This is a genomic window from Aquipuribacter sp. SD81 (assembly GCF_037153975.1).
Lineage (GTDB): Bacteria > Actinomycetota > Actinomycetes > Actinomycetales > JBBAYJ01 > Aquipuribacter.
On sequence record NZ_JBBAYJ010000005.1, the window covers coordinates 119,261 to 137,506 of the forward strand.

Consider the following 18,246-nt stretch of genomic DNA (forward strand, 5'->3'; position numbering starts at 1 on the left):
GTCGTCGAGCGCGGGTTACCGTGCCGCATGGCGGCGGCGACGCGACGGCGGGGTCTGCCGCGCCGCGTGAGCAACTGGCTGCTGCTCGTCGCGACGGCCGTCGCGCTGCTCACCGGGCTGCTCACGTGGTTCGTCGTGACGGACGCCGGCCGCTGGGTCGTCGCCGTGCACGGCGCCGCAGGGCTGCTCCTTCTGCTGCTCGTGCCGTGGAAGACGCCGGTCGTCCGCTCCGGGCTGGCGCGCGGGCGCCGCACCCGCTGGCTGTCGCTGCTGCTGCTCGCCGTGACGGTCCTCGCCCTCGTCACGGGCGTCCTCCACGCGACGGGGCTGGCGACGGCCGCGGGTGGGCAGCTGATGATGTGGTGGCACGTCGCGTCCGGCTTCACCGTCGCCGCGCTGCTCGTGTGGCACGCGCTGGCCCGTCGGCAGCCGCTGCGGCGCACCGACCTCGACCGGCGGCTCGCGCTGCGCGCCGGTGGCGTCGCGCTCGGCGCCGGGGCGATGTGGCTCGCGACGAGCACCGCCACCACCGCGCTCGCCCTGCCCGGTGAGGCGCGCCGCCCCACCGGCTCGTACCTGCTGCCGCGGCCGCGCCCGACCATCTGGCTGTTCGACAGCACGCCGGCCCGCGCCGACGCCGACCCGGTGATCTGGCATGTCGACCTGACGGACGCCGACGGCACCCGCACCGTGCCCGTCACCGACCTCGCCGGCTCGGCGGAGCGCACGAGACGAACCGTCGTCATCGACTGCACCTCCGGCTGGGCGAGCGAGCAGCCGTGGACGGGCGTGCCGCTCGCCGCGCTCGTGCGGCCCGCCCCGGGCGACCGGTCGGCCCTCGTCCGCTCCCGCACCGGCTACGCCCGCCGGTTCCCGATCGCCGAGCTCGACGACCTGCTGCTCGCGACCGACATGGCCGACGCGCCGCTCGACGTCGTCCTCGGCGGCCCTGTCCGCCTCGTCGTGCCCGACCAGCGCGGGTTCGCGTGGGTCAAGTGGGTCGCCGAGGTCCGCACCGACCCGGCGCCGCCGTGGGCGCAGCCGCCCGTCCCGCTGCGCTAGCGCCGGGCGCCCTGGACATCCGCCCGGAAGGTCGGGCACCACGACCCTGGGACCCGGGACACCGGGCGCCGCAGAGTCCTCCTCGACGCGGACCGCCCGGTCCGCCCGGTTCTCACGAGGAGACACCACGCCATGAGCACCACCGCCAACCCCGCCGCCTTCGCCGCCGCCCACCCCGCCCACCCCGCCGTCCCGTCACCGGCTCACGAGGTCGCCGACGCCTCGACGCGCGCGGCAGCCCGCCGCCCCCGCGCCTGGGCCTGGACGGGCGTCGCCGCGGGCGTCCTCGGCGTCGCGGCGATCCAGATGAGCCTGCTCGTGACGCCGGTCTACGACGACGCCACCGCCGGCGACGCCGAGGCCATCACGACCGCCATGGGCGACCTCGTGCCGGCCCTGCTCGCCTTCCACCTCACGACCACGACGCTGCTCGTGCTCCTGCCCGTCGTCGCCGCCGGTCTGCACCGGCGCCTCCGTACCGCGCTGCCCGGCACCAGCCTGCTCCCGGGGGTCGCCGCCGCGGGCCTGCTCCTGGTCGCGGCGGCCGCGCTCATGGGCTCCGCGCTCGACACGGAGTTCATCTTCGCCGCCGGCGAGCCCGACCGGGTGGTGCCGGAGTCGGTGGCCTTCTACGGGCACTGGGTCGGCACGGTGCCGTGGCTGTGGGTGGGTGCCGGCATCAGCGGCGTGGCCGTCGCGGTCGCCTCGCTGCGGCACGGCGCGGTGCCGCGCTGGCTCGGCGTGGTCGGCCTCGTGCTCGGCGGCCTCACGCTGCTCCTCGGCGTCAGCCCCCTGCAGTACATGGCCGGCTTCACGGGTCCGGTCTGGCTGCTGGTCACCATGCTCGGCCTCGCGCTCGGCGACCGTCGGGCAGCGTGAGCCGAAACCCTCTCCCGGGACGCCGGTCGGTCCGTACGCTGCGCTCGCCATGACAGCGACCGTCGCCGCCGGCAGCGGGACCACCACCGCCGCGCCGGCCCTCCTCGAGGGCCGGCGCGGTGGCGCGCCTGCGGCCGCCGTCGTGACCCTCGTCCTCGCCTGGGGGACCGGGGTCCTGTCGCTCCTCCTCCTGCTCGGCGCCGCCCTCCGGCCCGGGGAGGACCTGATCTTCTACGCCGTCGACCTCGCCGTCGCCGTCGTCTTCGGTGCCGTCGGGGCCGTCGTGCTGTGGCGGGTCGTGCACCCCGTCGCCGTCCTGATGTCACTGGCCGCCGTCGGTGGCGCGCTCGCGTGCCTCGGCTACGGCTACGACGCCCTCGGGCGGGAGGTCGGAGGGCTGCCCGCGCAGGATGCCGTGTACCGGCTCTTCAGCACCGCGTGGCTCCCCGGGACGTTCGCGATGTTCCTCGTGCTGCCGTGGCTGGTACGGGAGGACGGCTCGTGGCCGCCCGACCGGGCGGGTCGTGCGGGACTGGGCGCGGGCCTGTTCGTGACGTCTCTCGTGCTCGGGATCCAGTTCCTGCCCGAGACCGGTGCCGCCTTCCTCGCCTTCTCGGCTCTCACCGCGGTGGCGGTCGTCCTGGGGCTGGTCGCCGCGTGGGCGTGCGTGCGCCGGCGTCGTGACCTGCCGCCCGGCCAGCGGACGCCGTACGTCTGGCTGGCGCTCGGCACGGCGACGGTCGCCGTCTCGTTCGTCCCCTTCGCCGTGCCGCCGTTGCTCGGCGTCGTGCCCGTCGCGGTCGTCCCGTCGCTGCACCTGGTGAGCCAGGTGCTGCTGCCCGGCGCCGTCATGGTCGTGGTCCTGCGCCGCCGGCTGTGGGGGCTCGACCTCGCTCTGTCCCGCGCGGTCCTGGCGGGCGCGCTGACCGCGGTGCTCGTCCTCGCCTACGTCGTCGTCACGGCGCTCGTCGGTGCGCTCGTGCCGGGCACCGGCCTCGGCCAGCTCGCGGCGGCCGCCGCGGTCGTGGCCGCGGTCCAGCCGTCGCGGCTGTGGCTGCAGCGCCGCGTCGACCGGCTCGTCCACGGTGACGCGCACGACCCCGCGCAGGCGGTCCGCCGCCTCGGTGCCTCCCTGGGCGCCGCGTCGTCGACGGAGGACCTCCTCGAGGGGCTCGTCGACGGCGTCGTCGCCGCCCTCCGGCTCGACGGCGCCGTGCTCGTCGTCGACGGTGAGGAGGTCCTCCGCCGCGGCCGCCCGTCGCCCGGCCCGGACACCCTCGGCGTCCCCCTGCAGCACCGCGGCGCGCCCGTGGGGCGCCTCGACGTCACCGCCCCCGGCGGGGAGCGGCTCGACGCCCGGGGCCGGGCGGCGCTCGCGGACCTCGCCGGCGTCGTCGCGGCGGGCGTGGCGCTCACCGTGGCCGCGCGCGACCTCGAGACGGCCCGGGAGAAGGTGACCGAGGCCCGGCTGGCCGAGCGCCGCGTGCTGCGCCGCGAGCTGCACGACGGCCTCGGGCCGTCGCTCGCGGGTATCCGGCTCGGCATCGGTGCGGCGCGCAACGTCGTGCGTGAGGACCCGGCGGCCGCGGCCGACCTGCTCGAGGCGCTGCAGGCCGAGCTCGACGAGCGGGTGCAGGACGTCCGCACCCTGTCCCGCGACCTGCTGCCGCCCGCGCTCGACGAGCTGGGGCTCCTGCCCGCGCTCACCGAGCTCGCGGCCCGCCACGCGACCGGCGGTCTCGACGTGCGGCTCGACCTCGACCCCGCGACGTCCGCGCTGCGCGGGCCGCTCGCCGTCACCGCCTACGGCATCGTCGTGGAGGCGGTGACGAACGTCGCCCGGCACAGCGGCGCCTCGTGCGCCACCGTCCGGCTGCGCCGCGAGGACGACCGGCTCCTCGTGCACGTCGACGACGACGGCACGGGCATCGGTGACCGCGCGGTGCCGGGCGTCGGCACGTCGTCGATGCGGGAGCGCGCGGAGGAGGTCGGCGGCACGCTGCGCCTCGGCGCGGCGCCGGGCGGCGGCACCCGGGTGGCGGCGGAGCTGCCGTGGCCGGCGTGAGCGAGGACGTCCGGGTCGCCGTCGTCGACGACCACCCGGTCTTCCGGCTCGGGATGGTGAGCCTGCTCGGCAGCCTCGACGGCGTCGCCGTCGTCGGCCAGGCCGCCTCGGCCGCGCAGGCGGCCGACGTCCTCGACGAGACCGCGACGCCCGACCTCGACGTCGTCCTCATGGACGTCGACCTCGGCGACGGCTCCGGCATCGAGGTGACACGCGACCTGGTCCGGGCCCGGCCGGACGTCGCCGTCCTCGTCGTCACCATGCACGAGGACGACGACAACCTCGTCGCGGCCATCCGCGCGGGGGCCCGCGGCTACCTGCTGAAGAGCGCGAGCCCGACCGAGGTGGAGCGCGCCGTGCGCGCCGTCGCGAACGGCGAGGTCATCCTCGGGCCCGAGGTCGCCGCGCGAACCCTCGCGTACCTGTCGGGTGCGCGTACCGCCGCGGTCGGTGGTCCGGTTCCGTTCCCCGAGCTGACGGCCCGCGAGCGGGAGGTGCTCGACCTCGTCGCGCGCGGCCTCGACAACGCCTCGGTCGCGCGACGGCTGGTCCTGGCCGACAAGACCGTGCGGAACACCGTCGCGGCGATCACCGCGAAGCTCGCGGTGCGGGACCGGTCGGCCCTCATCGTGCGGGCACGGGAGGGCGGGCTCGGCGGCTGAGGTCCGTCGTCGGGCGTGTACCCCCACTGGGGGCACACGCCTGCTCACGAGGTGCGCCCCCGGGCAGGCTTCTCACGTCCAGTACAGGACCCGCAGGCCGGGCAGGCGGCGCGCGAGCTCGGCCTCGAACCAGGTCCGCAGCTCAGCCATGACGTCCTTCGGGTAGACGTACTTCAGCGAGCCGTACCGGCCGCGCTTCTCCGTGCGGCGCGAGGGGTCCATGTCGACGCGGGTGCGCGGGTACCAGCCGAGGAGCACGTCGCGGCTGCCCGGCGTGAAGCGGTGCGTGATGAGCTCGGCGGTGAGGTCGAGGTCGGGCACGGCGTCGACGGCGGCCTCGACGAGGTCGAGCAGGTGCCCGTAGTGGGTCCGCCAGTCCTCGACCGGCATGAGCGGCGCCATCGTCAGGCCCACGGGGTAGCCGTCGAGCGCGAGCCGGCGCAGCGCGGCGAGCCGGTCCTCCAGCCGCGCCGTCCCGCCCTCGACCCGCTCGGTGACCGGCAGGCAGTTGACGCTGAAGCGGACCCGGGTGCGCCCGGCGTGCGGCAGTCCGACGAAGTCGTCGACGTCGGCGTACTTCGTCGTCCACCGCAGCTGGACGTCGGCGTCCCAGTCGCCGAAGAACTCGACCGCGCGCCGCCACGAGCCCGTGAGGTGCTCCAGCGCGAGCGGGTCGGTGTAGCAGGACGCCTCGAAGGTCGTGCCCTCGTGCGCGCGGTGCTCGCGCCGGCTCGTGACGGTCCCGCGGCCGAGGTAGGGCTCGAGCCCGGCGAGGATGTCGTCGAGGTCGGCGTACACGCGCGTGACGGGCGGGCCGGACAGCGACCCCGCGAGGTAGCAGTACTGGCAGTGGGCGGGGCAGCCCTCGGCGAGGTCGACGCGCCAGTCCGCGCTCGGGGCGATCGGCTGCAGGTCGCGGCGCGACGGCGGGCTCACGACGACGGCCATCGTCGACTTCGCCCGCGCGTAGGTCTCCCGGTCGCTCGCCCCGCGCACGCCCGTCAGCCGGTTCGACCTCAGCCGCTCGACCTCGAGGCCGAGCGCCTCGACCCGTTCCACGATGCACACCCCGTGGGGGTGCTCGAGCGCCGCCGGGGTGACCACGACCCGCTTCGGGGTCCACCGGCGGGCCGGCCGGGCGGGCGGCGCCAGGGCCGTGAGGTCGCGGGTCTCGACGACCTCCCCGCTCGCGTCGTGGGGCACGGCGGGGACGTCGACCGCGAGCGGCTCGCCGAGGTCCACGTCGGCGGGGCCCGTGCGCTGCTGGTCGTCCACGCCTCCACGGTGCGGTCCCGCGGGCGGGGCGGCACCTCGGCGCGCGTGTCCGGGGCGTGGGGCACGATGGTCGCGTGACGACGGAGACCACGGCCCCCGACAGCACCCCCGAGGCGACGGGCCCGCTCGCCCACCTCGACCCCTCGGTCCGCCCGCAGGACGACCTGTTCCGCCACGTCAACGGCCGCTGGCTCGAGACGGCGGAGATCCCCTCCGACCGGGCCGCCCACGGCAGCTTCTACCTGCTCCGCGAGCAGTCGGAGGCCGACGTCCGCACCATCATCGAGGAGTCCGCCGCGTCGCAGCCCGAGCCGGGCTCCAACGCGCAGAAGGTCGGCGACCTGTACGCGAGCTTCATGGACACGGAGCGGATCGAGGCGCTCGGCACCGAGCCGCTGCGGCCCGTGCTCGCCCGCGTCGACGCGGCGGAGGACGTCGAGGGCCTCCTGCGGCTGTTCGGCGAGCTCGAGCGCGAGGGCATCGGCGGCGCCTTCGGCTCCTACGTGTGGGTCGACAAGGGCGACCCCACCCGCTACCTGCTCCACCTGTCCCAGGGCGGCATCAGCCTGCCGGACGAGTCGTACTACCGGGAGGAGCAGCACGCGGCCATCCGCGACGCCTTCCCCGACCACGTCGCGCGCATGCTCACCCTCGCCGGCGTCGCCGAGGGCGAGGCGGCCGAGGCGGCCGCGCGCACAGTGCTCGCGCTGGAGACCCGGGTCGCCGCGTCGCACTGGGACACCGTCGCCTCCCGCGACGCGGTGAAGACGTACAACCTGCGCACGGGCGAGAAGCTCGACGACCTCCTGCCGGGCTGGCGGCACTGGGCCGACGGCGTCGGGGTGCCCGAGGCCGGCCGCGCCGAGGTCGTGGTGGGCGAGCCCGAGGCGCTCGAGGGCCTGGCCGCCGCGCTGCGCGAGCTGCCGCTGGAGGACTGGCGCACGTGGCTGCGGTGGCGCGTCGTCACCTCGATGGCCGCCTACCTGCCCGACGCGCTCGTCGCGCAGAACTTCGCCTTCTACGGCACGACGCTGTCCGGCGTCCCGCAGATCCGCGAGCGCTGGAAGCGCGGCGTCTCGCTCGTCGAGGGGGTGCTCGGCGAGGCCGTCGGCGAGCTGTACGTCGAGCGGCACTACCCGCCGGCCGCGCACCGGCGCATGACCGAGCTCGTCGACAACCTCATCGCCGCCTACCGCGAGCGCATCGACGGGTTGGACTGGATGTCGCCGGAGACCAAGGCGCGCGCGCAGGAGAAGCTGCGGCAGTTCACCCCGAAGATCGGCTACCCGGTCCGGTGGCGCGACTACGCGGCCGTCGAGATCGAGGCGGGCGACCTGCTCGGCAACGTGCGCCGGGCGACGGCCGCGGAGACCGTGCGCGAGCTGGAGAAGCTCGGTGCGCCGATCGACCGCGACGAGTGGCTCATGACGCCGCAGACCGTCAACGCGTACTACAACCCGGCGCTCAACGAGATCGTGTTCCCGGCGGCGATCCTCCAGCCGCCGTTCTTCGACCTCGAGGCCGACGACGCGTACAACTACGGCGGCATCGGCGCGGTCATCGGCCACGAGATCGGCCACGGCTTCGACGACCAGGGGTCCCGCTACGACGGCACCGGCGCGCTCGTCGACTGGTGGACGGAGGAGGACCGCGAGCGCTTCGAGGAGCGGACGAAGGCGCTCGTGACCCAGTACGACGCGTTCTCGCCGGAGGAGGCGCCGGACACGCACGTCAACGGCGCGTTCACCCTCGGGGAGAACATCGGCGACCTCGGCGGCGCCGAGGTCGCGCTGCACGCCTACCGCATCTCGCTCGGCGGCCAGGAGGCGCCCGTCGTCGACGGGCTGACCGGCGAGCAGCGTTTCTTCGTCGGCTTCGGCCACATCTGGCAGCAGGTGACCCGGCCGGAGGAGGTGCGGCGTCGCATCACGATCGACCCGCACTCGCCCGCGGAGTTCCGCGCCAACGTGGTCCGCAACGTCGACGCCTTCCACACGGCGTTCGGCACCGAGCCGGGTGACGGGCTGTGGCTCGACCCGACGGAGCGCGTCCGCATCTGGTGACGACGTGCCGGGGCCGTCTCAGCCGAGGCGGCCCCGGACGGCTGACAGCAGGGTCGAGCGGTCCTTGTGGTCGCGCTCGTACGTCTGCAGCCGCTCGAGCGCGGCGTCGTCCAGCTCGTCCAGGCGCCGCTTGACCTGGTCGACGGTGAGGTCGTCGTAGCCGTCGAACGGCTCGTGGGTGCGGGCGCGACGGCCCGCGTCCTTCGCCTTGCTGGTGTTGGGCACGTGCTGCTCGCCGCGCTTCGAGCCCTTCCGCTTGCGCCGCTCGGTCGCCCGCCTCTCCTCCGGCGACAGCTTCTCCCACGCCCCCTTCGGCAGGTACCGCTCGGTCTCCTCGCCGTGGCGGGCGCGCTCGTCGCCGTCGGCGGTCTGCCACTCGTCGTCGGTCCACTGCTCGAGGTGCTTCTGGCTGTCGTCCTTGCCACCTCGGTACGCGCCGCCCGCCTTCTCGTACTCGTGCGCGAGCAGCTGCGCCTTGCGGGCGCTCCACTGCCCCGGCCGACCGCCGCGGTCGCCCTCGGTGATCTCCTTCTTGAGCCGCTCGCGCAGGTCGGGGTCGGTGTACTTCTGCTCCTTGCTGCGTGCCATGTCCCAGTGACGCACGCGCTCAGCCGGGGCGCCCGCCAGGAGGCGGTCAGGCCAGCGCGCGGCCCACGAGGTCGCGCGCCGCGTCCTGCACCTGCCGCAGGTGGTCCTCGCCGCGGAAGGACTCGGCGTAGATCTTGTAGACGTCCTCGGTGCCGGACGGACGGGCGGCGAACCACGCGTTCTCCGTCGTCACCTTGAGCCCGCCGAGCGCCGCGCCGTTGCCCGGCGCCTCGGTGAGGACGGCGGTCACGGGGTCGCCCGCGAGCTCGGTGGCGCTGACGTCGTCGGCGCTGAGGCGCGCGAGCTTTGCCTTCTGGTCGCGGTCGGCGGGGGCGTCGACGCGTGCGTACACCGGCGCGCCGTGGCGGCGCTCGATGTCGGCGTACGCCGCGGACGGGCTCGCGCCGCTGACGGCCGTGATCTCGCTCGCGAGCAGGGCGAGGAGGATGCCGTCCTTGTCGGTGGTCCAGACCGTGCCGTCCGTCCGCAGGAAGCTCGCCCCGGCCGACTCCTCGCCGCCGAACCCGACGCTGCCGTCGAGCAGGCCGGGCACGAACCACTTGAACCCGACGGGCACCTCGAGCAGGCGGCGGCCGAGCCCGGCGACCACCCGGTCGATGACGGAGCTGGAGACGAGGGTCTTGCCGACCGCCACGTCGTCGCCCCACGAGCGGCGCGAGAACAGGTGCTCGATCGCGACGGCGAGGAAGTGGTTGGGGTTCATGAGACCGCCGTCGGGCGTCACGATGCCGTGACGGTCGGAGTCGGCGTCGTTGCCGGTCGCGACGTCGAACGGCGCGCGCCCGCCCTCGCCGCCGGCCATGCGCTCGCGCAGGCTCGCCATGGCCCACGGGCTCGAGCAGTCCATGCGGATCTTCCCGTCCCGGTCGAGCGTCATGAAGCGCCACGTCGGGTCGACGAGCGGGTTGACGACCGTGAGGTCGAGGCGGTGGGTCTCCGCGATAGCGCCCCAGTAGTCCACGGCCGCGCCACCGAGCGGGTCGGCACCGATGCGGACCCCGGCGTCGCGGACGGCGTCGAGGTCGAGGACGGCCGGCAGGTCCTCGACGTAGCGCGCCAGGAACTCGTACGTGCCCGCGTGCTGCCGGGCCCGCTCGAACGGCACCCGCCGGACGGCGTCGGCGCGGCCGCCGCCCTCGCGAAGGATCTCGTTGGCGCGGTCCGCGATCCAGCCCGTCGCGTCGGAGCCGGCGGGGCCGCCGTGCGGGGGGTTGTACTTGAACCCGCCGTCGGCGGGCGGGTTGTGAGACGGCGTCACGACGATGCCGTCCGCGCGGCTCGCGTCGTCGTCGGCCTTGCCGCGGTTGTGCCGCAGGATCGCGTGGCTCACGGCCGGGGTCGGCGTGTACCGGTCGGCGGCGTCGACGAGGACCGCGACGTCGGCCGCGGCGAGGACCTCCAGGGCACTCACCCACGCCGGCTCGCTGAGCGCGTGCGTGTCGCGGCCGAGGAAGACCGGCCCCGCGATGCCCTGCTCACGGCGGTACTCGACGATCGCCTGCGTCGTCGCGACGATGTGCTGCTCGTTGAACGCCGTCTGCAGGCTGCTGCCGCGGTGCCCGGACGTGCCGAACGCGACCCGCTGGCCGGGGTCGTCGAGGTCGGGCGTCAGCGCGTAGTAGCTCGTCACGAGGTGCGCCACGTCGACGAGGTCCTCGGGCTGGGCGGGCTGTCCTGCGCGCGGGTGGTCGGCCATGACGTCGATCCTGGCGCGTGCGACGTGTCCACACCAGGCCAGGACACCGCGTGGACGGCGAGCCTGTGGACGACGGCCGACGCGCTCTCACGTGGCGTGCCAGCGTCTTCTGATGCCGATCGGACTCGCCTACCTCCCGGAGCAGCTGTGGCTGCCGCAGCAGCTGCAGCACACCGCCCGCGCCGCGTCGGCGCACGTCCGGCAGGCCGCGCGTGGTGCGGGCCTGACCTTCGCGCAGGTGGCGGTGATGGCCACGCTGTGGCGACAGCCTGACGGCATCCCGGTCGGGGCGGTCTGCGAGAACCTGGGGTTGTCGTCGGCGACGGTGTCGCCGGTGCTGCGCCGGCTGCACGAGCGCGGGCTCGTCCACCGGGAGCCGTCGGCCTTCGACGCCCGCGGCCTCATCGTGTCGCCCACCGACGCCGCCGAGCCGCTGCGCGAGGTGGTCGAGACCGCCCTGGCCGCCACCGAGCGGGCCGACGGGCTCACGGCCGACGAGCGTGACGAGCTCCTCGCGCGGCTGGAGCAGGTGTGCGAGCGGCTCCGCAGCTCGATCCTGCTCGAAGGGTGGCTGCCCGACCCGCCGCGCCGCCGGTGGCCGTCCGCCGGCTTCGACGTGGACGTGACCTCGGGCGGGGACGCGGCTGCCGGCTCGTGACGGCTGGGCCGCTGCCGGACCTGCCCCCCGAGGTCGGTCGTGCACGACCACCTGGAGGCACCCCCTGCGCCGGATGGCTCACGCACGACTGTCTCGTGCGCGACTGAGTCGCGCGTGACTCAGTCGCGCGTGACTCAGTCGTGCGCGACACGGTCGTGCGTGAGCGAGCGGGGTGCGGAGTCTGGTCCGGTCGGTCGTGCGCGACACGGTCGTGCGTGAGCGAGCGGGGAGCGGAGTCTGGTCCGGTCGGTCGTGCGCGACACGGTCGTGCGTGAGCGGCCGTCTAACAGGCCCGCCTCAGGACGGTCGTGCTCGACTCAGTCGCGCGCGACACGGTCGTGTGTGAGCGGTCGTCGGACGGGCCCGCCTCAGGACGGTCGTGGGCGACCGAGTCCGGCCAGCAGCACGGCCTCACCGAGGGCGGCGACGTCGGCCAGCACCACGTCGACACCGTCCGTCACCCGCGGCGGGATCAGCACGACGCTGTCCGCCCCGGCGGCGTGACGCGCGCGGACGCCGTCGCGCACGCCGTCGTCGCCCCGCAGCACGAGCAGGTCGAGCGCCTCGTCCGAGAGCTCCGCCGAACCGTCGGCGACGCGGTCGAGGTGCGCCCGGACGTCCTCGGGCAGGTCGGCGAGGTGCGCCTCGATGCCGCCGTCGCGGAGTGCACCGAGCACGCGCTCCCGGAGCACGGCGTCGCGCTCCTCGTCCGTCACGTGCGCCCCGGTCAGCGCCCACGTGTACGTCGTGAGCCGCCGGTCGCCCGGCCGGGTCGACCCGGTCGCCGCCTCGTCGAGCCGGGCCCGAGCGGAGGCGACGTACGCCGGCGGCGTCGGCTCCGCCAGGATGAGGCCGTCCGCGCTCTCGCCCGCGAGCCGCACCGATCGGGGCCCGCGCACACCGAGGCTGAGCGGCGGGACGACCGCCGGCGGGAACGACAGTCGGACGGCGTCGAGGGCGACGACCTGCCCCTGCGTGCGGACCTCCTCGCCGGCGAGCAGGGCCCGGACGGCGTCGGTCGTCTCCCGCAGCGTCGTGAGCCACGAGGCCGGCGTGGCGCCTACCTGCTCGACCCACGACGCGACGCCGTGCCCGAGGCCCGCGTGCACGCGGCCGGGGAACGCACCCGCGAGCGTCGCGAGCTCCATCGCCGCGAAGGCGGCGTTGCGTGCGACCGCCGGCAGGATCCCGATCCCGACGACGACGTGCTCCGTCGCCGCGAGCGCGAGGGCGGCCGTCGACACGCCGCCGGTGAAGAAGCAGTCCTCGACGACCCACACCTCGTCGAACCCCGCGGCCTCGCACGCCCGCGCCACGCGGACCACGTCGCCCGGCGGGACCTCGCGGGGCAGCATGACGCCGACCGACGCGGTCACCGCTCGTCCCCGTCGGCCGGGCGGCACTCGTGCAGCCGACCCGGCACGAGCAGCCCGCTGAGACCGCCGGCGACCAGCAGGCCGGCGGAGATGAGCATGGCCGCACGGTAGCCCGCGGTCAGCGCGTCGGGGTCCGCGTAGTCCTGCTGACCGAGCCCGACCAGCCCCGGCAGCGCCGCGACGGCGAGCAGACCGCCCGCACGGCTCACCGCGTTGTTCACGCCGCTCGCGGTCCCCGTGTACCGGTCCGGGGCGGCGGCGAGCACCGTCGTGGTGAGCGGCGCGACGATGAGGACGAGGCCGAGCCCGAACAGCAGCACGCCGGGCAGGACCGCCGTCCAGTACGAGTCGCCCTCCGACACGAAGGCGAGCCACGCGACCCCGACCGCCGCCACGAGCGGGCCCGTGACCAGCGGCAGCCGCGGCCCGACCCGGTCGGTGAGCGCCCCGGCCCTCTCGGACAGGAACACCATGAGCAGCGTCGACGGCAGACCGGCGAGGCCGGCCACGAGCGGGCGGTACCCCAGCGAGGTCTGCAGCTGGATGACGAGGAAGAAGAACATCGCCCCCAGCGCGGCGTACACCGCCAGGGTGAGCAGGTTCGTCACCGTGAACGTGCGGTTGGCGAACAGCGACGGCGGCACCATCGGGGCGCTCGCCCGCCGCAGCCACCACACGAACGCGACGCCGGACACGACGGCGACGACCCCGGCCACGGGCGCGGCCGAGGCGAGCAGCTCGCTGCCCTCGCCGCGCCCGGCGCCCGTGAGCGCGACCGTGAGCGCGGCCAGCGCGACGACCGCGAGGACGGCGCCCGTCCAGTCGAGGTGCGGCGCCGAGGCGGGGTCCCGGCTCTCCGGCACGAAGCGGGCGGTGAGGACGAGGGCGACGACCGCGATGGGCAGGTTGACGAGGAAGACGAGGCGCCAGTCGTACTCGGCGAGCCAGCCGCCGAGGGCCGGGCCGAGGGCCGGTGCGGCAGCCCCCACACCCGCCCACGTGCCGATGGCGCGCCCGCGGTCGGCGGGCCGGAAGCTCGCCTGGATGACCGCGAGCGAGCCCGGGGTCAGCAGCGCGCCCGCGACGCCCTGCAGCACCCGCGCGGCCACGAGCAGGTTCGCGGTGGGGGCGAGTGCGCACAGCAGCGACGTCACCGCGAAGCCGGCGATGCCCCACACGTAGACCTTCCGGCGACCGACGTGGTCCCCCAGCGAGCCGCCGACGAGGATGAACGCCGCCAGCGTGAGCGTGTAGCCGGTCACCACCCACTGCAGCTGGGCGAAGCTCGCGTCGAGGTCCTCGCCGATGCGGGGCAGCGCGACGTTGACGACCGTCGAGTCCAGGAACGCGATCGTGGAGCCGAGGATGACCGCCGCGAGCAGGCCCGTCCCCTGCCGGGTGCCGTACGCGACCTCACCGGCGTCCGGTGCGCGGGCGACGTCCACGGCCCACAGCATCCTCCGTCGTGCCGCGGCGCGCGCCTCGATCTACCGTCGGGCGGGTGACCGACTCCAGCACCGCGGCCGAGAACCCGCACCAGAACGTCAGCTTCCCCTCCAACGGCGGCACCGCCCACGGCTACCTCGCCGTGCCGGAGGGCGGGTCCGGCCCCGGGCTCGTCGTCATCCAGGAGTGGTGGGGCCTCACCGAGCACATCAAGGACGTCACCGACCGGTTCGCGCGCGAGGGCTTCGTCGCGCTCGCCCCCGACCTGTACGGCGGGGCGACGACTCACGACTCCGACGAGGCGGGCCAGCTCATGCAGGAGCTGCCCGTCACGAAGGCGGCGACCGACCTCGCGGGCGCGGTCGACTTCCTCCTGCAGCACGAGGCGGTGACCAGCTCGACGGTCGGTGCGGTCGGCTTCTGCATGGGCGGGGGGTTCGTGCTCGTGCTCGCTGCGCAGCAGGGCGACCGCGTCGGTGCGGCCGTGCCGTTCTACGGCGTCGGCGGCTACGACCAGGTCGACCTCGGCGGCATCACCGCGCCCGTCCTCGGGCACTTCGGCACCGAGGACGGCTTCGCGGCGCCGGAGCAGGTCGACGCGCTCGAGGCCGAGCTGCACGAGAAGGCGAAGGGCCCCGTCGAGATCGTCCGGTACGAGGGCGCGGGCCACGCGTTCTTCAACGACGAGAACCACCTCGGCACCTACGACGCGGACAAGGCGGCGCAGGCCTGGGCGCGGACGCTGGAGTTCCTCCGCGCCAACGTGCGCTGACCCGTGCCCGAGCTGCCGGAGGTCGAGCTCGCCCGCTCGACCATCGAGCGGGCCGCGCTGGGTCGCGTGATCGCCGACGTCGACGACACCGACGAGTGGGTGTGCCGGCCGCACGCGCCCGGTGAGATCCGCGACGCCCTCGTCGGCCGGCGTCTGACCGCGGCGCACCGCCGCGGCAAGACGATGTGGTGCGACACCGACGGCGGTGCGGAGGCGGGTGCGGACGACCGTGCGGACGGGCCGCAGCTCGGCCTCCACCTCGGCATGAGCGGGCGGATCATCGTGCGCACCGCCGACGGCGGGACCGTGCACGGCGGCGACCCCGTCCGCGGCGTCGACGGCACCGACGAGTCAGTCGCGAAGCCGGAGTGGTACCGCTTCACGCTCGTCTTCGAGGACGGCGGGACGCTGCGGCTGTTCGACAAGCGCCGCCTCGGCCGGGTCCGGCTCGACCCCGTCCTCGACGACCTCGGGCCGGACGCCGCCGACGTCCGGGTCGCCGAGTTCCGCTCCCGGGTCGGCCGGGGGACGGCGCCGCTCAAGGCGCGCCTGCTCGACCAGTCGGTGCTCGCGGGTGTCGGCAACCTGCTCGCCGACGAGACGCTGTGGCAGGCCCGGCAGGACCCGCACCGACCGGCCGGCGACCTCGCGGAGACGGAGCTCACCGACCTGCACAAGGCCCTCCGCGCCGCCACGCGGGCGGCCGTCCGCAAGGGCGGCGTGCACACCGGCGACGTCATCGGCTCGCGGCGCAAGGGTGCCTCCTGCCCGCGCTGCGGCGCGCCGATGGCGACCGGCCAGGTGGGCGGGCGCACCACGTGGTGGTGCACCTCCGAGCAGGTCAGCCCGCGAACCTGAACCCGGCTGCGCGGGACCCGCCGGTGGGGCACGATCGGCCCGTGCCGGAGCTGCCGGAGGTGGAGGCGCTCGCGAGGTTCCTCGGCGAGCGCGCGACGGGCCGTGTCGTCGCCCGCCTCGACGTCGTCGCGTTCAACGTGCTCAAGACCTTCGACCCGCCGCCGACCGCCCTGCACGGGCTCGCCGTCACCGGCGCGTCCCGGCACGGCAAGCTCCTCGACCTCGACGTCGACGGGCTGCACCTCGTCGTCCACTTCTCCCGCGCGGGGTGGGCGCAGTGGAAGGAGCCGGCCGCAGCCGCGCCCGCCCGACCGGGCAAGGGGCCCCTCGCGCTGCGGGTCGTGCTCGACGACGGCGAGGGGCTCGCCTCGCTCGACCTCACCGAGGCCGGCACGCAGAAGCGGCTCGCCGTCCACCTCGTCCACGACCCGACGCAGGTGCCCGCCGTCGCGAAGCTGGGTCCGGACCCGCTCACGCTCGACGTCGACGGCCTTGCGGAGCGGCTGGCCGGCACACGGCAGCGGCTCAAGACCGTCCTCACCGACCAGCAGGTGCTCGCCGGCATCGGCAACGCCTACTCCGACGACATCCTCCACGCGGCCCGGCTCTCGCCGTTCGCCCCGGCCGGCGGCCTGACCGCCGAGGAGCTCGAGCGCCTGCACGGCGCCGTCCACTCCGTGCTCGGTGACGCCGTCGCGGCCGCCGTCGGGCGGGCCCCCGAGCAGCTCAAGGACGACAAGCGCGGGCGCATGCGCGTGCACGGACGTACCGGCCAGGCGTGCGACGTGTGCGGCACGAGGATCGCCGAGATCAGCTACACGGACTCCTCGTTCCAGTACTGCCCCGGCTGCCAGACGGGCGGGCAGGTGCTGTCGGACCGGCGCATGTCCCGGCTGCTCAAGTAGCGGCGCGCCGGGACGGAGGCCCGCTCAGACCTGGCCGCGGAACGGCGCGAGCACCTGCCCCATGCGCTCCCAGCGGTCGATCTCGCAGCCGTTGTTGAGCCGGAACGTCGTGTCGACGGGGACCTCGGAGCCGTCGACCCCCGTCAGCGTCCCGCGGACCGCGACGACGGCCTCCCCGCCGAACTGCTGCGTGCACATCGCGTCCGGCGGCACCGGGGCGAACGGGTCGCCCGCGGCCAGGGCCGCCTGCAGGTCCGTGCAGGCGGCCTGCACGTCCGGGTGGTCGCCCTCGCCCGAGACGACGCCCTGGGCGAAGGAGCACGTGAGCGCCACGGCGCCCGACCCGCCCTCGACCACCTCGACCTGCAGGTCGGCGGCCACGAGCTCGCCGACCAGCGGCGGCGTGCTGCCGACGGCGCCGTCACCGGGCAGCAGCGTGGCGTCGTCGCCGGGCAGCAGCGTCGCGGGCGCGTCGGTGTCCGACTCGTCGCCGGGGGTGGTGGGCTGCACGCTCGCCTCCGTCGGTCCGGGCCGCGCGGACCCGGTCGGGTCCGCCGGCGTCGAGCCTGGCGCCGTCCCCCCGCCACCGCACCCCGTCGCGAGCAGCGCAGCGGCGAGCAGACCGGTGAGCGCCGGGAGCGTGGTGGCCGACCGGTGCGTCGTGCGTGTCCTCACCATGCCCATGGGACGATCCCACCAGCCCATCCGGTTCCACCGCACCCCAGCCGAGGAGCAGCCGTGAGCGAGGTCCCCACCGTCGACGTGACCGACGTGCCCGACGACGCGGTCGTCCTCGACGTCCGCGAGGACGACGAGTGGCAGGCGGGGCACGCGCCGGGCGCGCTGCACGTCCCGCTCAACCAGGTGCCCGAGCGGCTGGACGAGCTGCCCGACGGCGAGCTGCACGTGGTGTGCCGCAGCGGCGGCCGCTCGGCGCGGGCGACCGCGTGGCTCAACCAGAACGGGTACGAGGCCGTCAACGTCGCCGGCGGCATGGGCGCGTGGCGCGAGGCCGGCCGGCCCCTGGTGAGCGAGGACGGGACGGAGCCGACCGTCCGCTGACGGCGCCGCGACCCCGGCCGTGCGCCTGCTGCCGCACCGCCCGGCGCTGCCCGCGCCGGTGCGACCGCTCGTCGTCGCCCACCGCGGGGCGAGCCTCGCCGAGCCCGAGCACACCCTGCGTGCCATGGAGCGGGCGCTCGCCGAGGGCGCGGACGGCGTCGAGTGCGACGTCCGGCTCACCCGCGACCAGCGGCCCGTGTGCTTCCACGACGTCGACCTCGACCGCACCTCGGACGGCCGCGGCCTGCTCTACCGCCGCACGCTCGCGGAGCTCGACGCGCTCGACTACGGGGAGGGCCCCGGCATCCTCACGCTGCGCCGGCTCGTCGAGCTCTGCCGCGACGCGCCCCGCCCGTTCGGCCTCCTCGTGGAGACCAAGCACCCGAGCCGGTGGTTCTGGCGGGTCGAGCGGCAGGTGGTCGCCGACCTGCGCGCGGTCCTCGGGCCGCGGCTGGAGGGGCTGCCGTTCCTCGCGGTCATGTCGTTCTCGCCCATGGCCGTGCGGCGGCTGGCGGCCCTCGCCCCGGACCTGCACCGGGTCCGGCTGCGCTCGCACCGCGCCCCGCTGCCCCAGCTGAGCACCGCGCACGCCGTCGGCCTCGACCTGCGTCTCGTGCTCGCCGACCCGTCCGTCGTCGCCGGCTGCCACCGCCTCGGGCAGCGCGTCCACGTGTGGACGGTCAACACCCCGCAGGACGTGGCCACCTGTACGCGGCTCGGGGTGGACGGCATCATCACCGACGACCCGGCGACGGCCCGGGCCGTCGTGGACGACGTCGTCGGAGCGGGGTGAGGTGGCGCGGTGGCTCTCGAGCTCACGCCGGGCGGGAGGAGCGGGCCCGCCGTGCGGGCCCGCCG

General features: G+C 75.5%; 17 protein-coding genes. 11 read left to right on the plus strand and 6 right to left on the minus strand.

All coding sequences use genetic code 11. The annotated features are described in order from the left end of the window. The first annotated feature begins 27 nt into the window (after window positions 1–27). The 4 genes from WAA21_RS04610 to WAA21_RS04625 all read left to right on the plus strand — a co-directional run bounded on the left by WAA21_RS04610 (window position 28) and on the right by WAA21_RS04625 (window position 4,668). Entirely contained in the window at window positions 28–1,062 is a 1,035-nt protein-coding gene (locus WAA21_RS04610) for a molybdopterin-dependent oxidoreductase (RefSeq protein WP_336921584.1), read from the plus strand. Window positions 1,063–1,194: 132 nt separating this feature from the next. Next, window positions 1,195–1,941 carry a hypothetical protein gene (locus tag WAA21_RS04615; protein WP_336921585.1) on the plus strand — a complete coding sequence of 249 codons (747 nt, stop codon included), beginning with the start codon at window positions 1,195–1,197 and terminating at the stop codon, window positions 1,939–1,941. Between the two features lie 49 nt (window positions 1,942–1,990). Then, window positions 1,991–4,006, plus strand: a complete 2,016-nt coding sequence (locus WAA21_RS04620) for a sensor histidine kinase (protein WP_336921586.1) — start codon at window positions 1,991–1,993, stop codon at window positions 4,004–4,006. Continuing rightward, a complete protein-coding gene (locus WAA21_RS04625) occupies window positions 4,003–4,668 on the plus strand; it encodes a response regulator transcription factor (protein ID WP_336921587.1) in 666 nt (221 codons plus the stop codon). Before WAA21_RS04620 ends, WAA21_RS04625 begins: the two co-directional genes overlap by 4 nt. Before the next feature lie 72 nt (window positions 4,669–4,740). Here the strand turns inward: WAA21_RS04625 and WAA21_RS04630 are convergent, their stop codons facing one another. Beyond that, window positions 4,741–5,943: a spore photoproduct lyase family protein gene (locus tag WAA21_RS04630; protein WP_336921588.1), complete on the minus strand. Its 1,203-nt coding sequence runs from the start codon at window positions 5,941–5,943 to the stop codon at window positions 4,741–4,743. A gap of 74 nt (window positions 5,944–6,017) precedes the next feature. Between WAA21_RS04630 and WAA21_RS04635 the strand changes: the two genes are divergently transcribed. Then, the gene (locus WAA21_RS04635; protein ID WP_336921589.1) at window positions 6,018–8,006 is read left to right on the plus strand and encodes a M13 family metallopeptidase; all 1,989 of its coding nucleotides are present in this window, start codon (window positions 6,018–6,020) and stop codon (window positions 8,004–8,006) included. A gap of 18 nt (window positions 8,007–8,024) precedes the next feature. On the opposite strand, the gene WAA21_RS04640 is transcribed toward WAA21_RS04635, so the two are convergent. Beyond that, window positions 8,025–8,594: a hypothetical protein gene (locus WAA21_RS04640; RefSeq protein ID WP_336921590.1), complete on the minus strand. Its 570-nt coding sequence runs from the start codon at window positions 8,592–8,594 to the stop codon at window positions 8,025–8,027. A 46-nt stretch (window positions 8,595–8,640) separates the two neighbouring features. Continuing rightward, entirely contained in the window at window positions 8,641–10,311 is a 1,671-nt protein-coding gene (gene pgm, locus WAA21_RS04645) for a phosphoglucomutase (alpha-D-glucose-1,6-bisphosphate-dependent) (protein ID WP_336921591.1), read from the minus strand. A gap of 112 nt (window positions 10,312–10,423) precedes the next feature. On the opposite strand from pgm, the gene WAA21_RS04650 reads away from it, so the two are divergent. Continuing rightward, entirely contained in the window at window positions 10,424–10,969 is a 546-nt protein-coding gene (locus tag WAA21_RS04650; RefSeq protein ID WP_336921592.1) for a MarR family winged helix-turn-helix transcriptional regulator, read from the plus strand. 368 nt (window positions 10,970–11,337) lie between these two features. On the opposite strand, the gene WAA21_RS04655 is transcribed toward WAA21_RS04650, so the two are convergent. Both WAA21_RS04655 and WAA21_RS04660 read right to left on the minus strand, forming a co-directional pair. Continuing rightward, the gene (locus tag WAA21_RS04655) at window positions 11,338–12,345 is read right to left on the minus strand and encodes an LLM class flavin-dependent oxidoreductase (protein ID WP_336921593.1); all 1,008 of its coding nucleotides are present in this window, start codon (window positions 12,343–12,345) and stop codon (window positions 11,338–11,340) included. Next, window positions 12,342–13,790, minus strand: a complete 1,449-nt coding sequence (locus WAA21_RS04660; RefSeq protein WP_336921594.1) for an MFS transporter — start codon at window positions 13,788–13,790, stop codon at window positions 12,342–12,344. The genes WAA21_RS04655 and WAA21_RS04660 overlap by 4 nt, the downstream gene beginning before the upstream one ends. Window positions 13,791–13,846: 56 nt before the next feature. Between WAA21_RS04660 and WAA21_RS04665 the strand changes: the two genes are divergently transcribed. Genes WAA21_RS04665 through WAA21_RS04675 form a run of 3 tightly spaced genes read left to right on the plus strand, consistent with a single transcriptional unit; the run spans window position 13,847 to window position 16,326 of the window. Next, the gene (locus WAA21_RS04665) at window positions 13,847–14,563 is read left to right on the plus strand and encodes a dienelactone hydrolase family protein (RefSeq protein WP_336921595.1); all 717 of its coding nucleotides are present in this window, start codon (window positions 13,847–13,849) and stop codon (window positions 14,561–14,563) included. A 3-nt stretch (window positions 14,564–14,566) separates the two neighbouring features. Beyond that, window positions 14,567–15,421, plus strand: a complete 855-nt coding sequence (locus tag WAA21_RS04670; protein ID WP_336921596.1) for an Fpg/Nei family DNA glycosylase — start codon at window positions 14,567–14,569, stop codon at window positions 15,419–15,421. 41 nt (window positions 15,422–15,462) lie between these two features. Further along, on the plus strand, window positions 15,463–16,326 hold the full coding sequence (locus WAA21_RS04675) for an Fpg/Nei family DNA glycosylase (protein WP_336921597.1): 864 nt from the start codon (window positions 15,463–15,465) through the stop codon (window positions 16,324–16,326). A 24-nt stretch (window positions 16,327–16,350) separates the two neighbouring features. Here WAA21_RS04675 and WAA21_RS04680 read toward each other — a convergent pair whose 3' ends face one another. After that, window positions 16,351–17,001, minus strand: coding sequence for a hypothetical protein (locus WAA21_RS04680; protein ID WP_336921598.1), 651 nt, complete (start codon window positions 16,999–17,001; stop codon window positions 16,351–16,353). Between the two features lie 63 nt (window positions 17,002–17,064). Between WAA21_RS04680 and WAA21_RS04685 the strand changes: the two genes are divergently transcribed. Next, entirely contained in the window at window positions 17,065–17,388 is a 324-nt protein-coding gene (locus tag WAA21_RS04685) for a rhodanese-like domain-containing protein (protein ID WP_336921599.1), read from the plus strand. A 19-nt stretch (window positions 17,389–17,407) separates the two neighbouring features. Continuing rightward, a complete protein-coding gene (locus WAA21_RS04690; protein ID WP_336921600.1) occupies window positions 17,408–18,181 on the plus strand; it encodes a glycerophosphodiester phosphodiesterase in 774 nt (257 codons plus the stop codon). Window positions 18,182–18,246: the final 65 nt, after the last annotated feature.

Coding starts and splice junctions, on each gene's coding strand:
- WAA21_RS04620 (WP_336921586.1), top strand. CDS start 1,991: ATGACAGCGACCGTCGCCGCCGGCAGCGGGACCACCACCGCCGCGCCG.
- WAA21_RS04640 (WP_336921590.1), bottom strand. CDS start 8,594: ATGGCACGCAGCAAGGAGCAGAAGTACACCGACCCCGACCTGCGCGAG.
- WAA21_RS04610 (WP_336921584.1), top strand. CDS start 28: ATGGCGGCGGCGACGCGACGGCGGGGTCTGCCGCGCCGCGTGAGCAAC.
- pgm (WP_336921591.1), bottom strand. CDS start 10,311: ATGGCCGACCACCCGCGCGCAGGACAGCCCGCCCAGCCCGAGGACCTC.
- WAA21_RS04650 (WP_336921592.1), top strand. CDS start 10,424: ATGCCGATCGGACTCGCCTACCTCCCGGAGCAGCTGTGGCTGCCGCAG.
- WAA21_RS04615 (WP_336921585.1), top strand. CDS start 1,195: ATGAGCACCACCGCCAACCCCGCCGCCTTCGCCGCCGCCCACCCCGCC.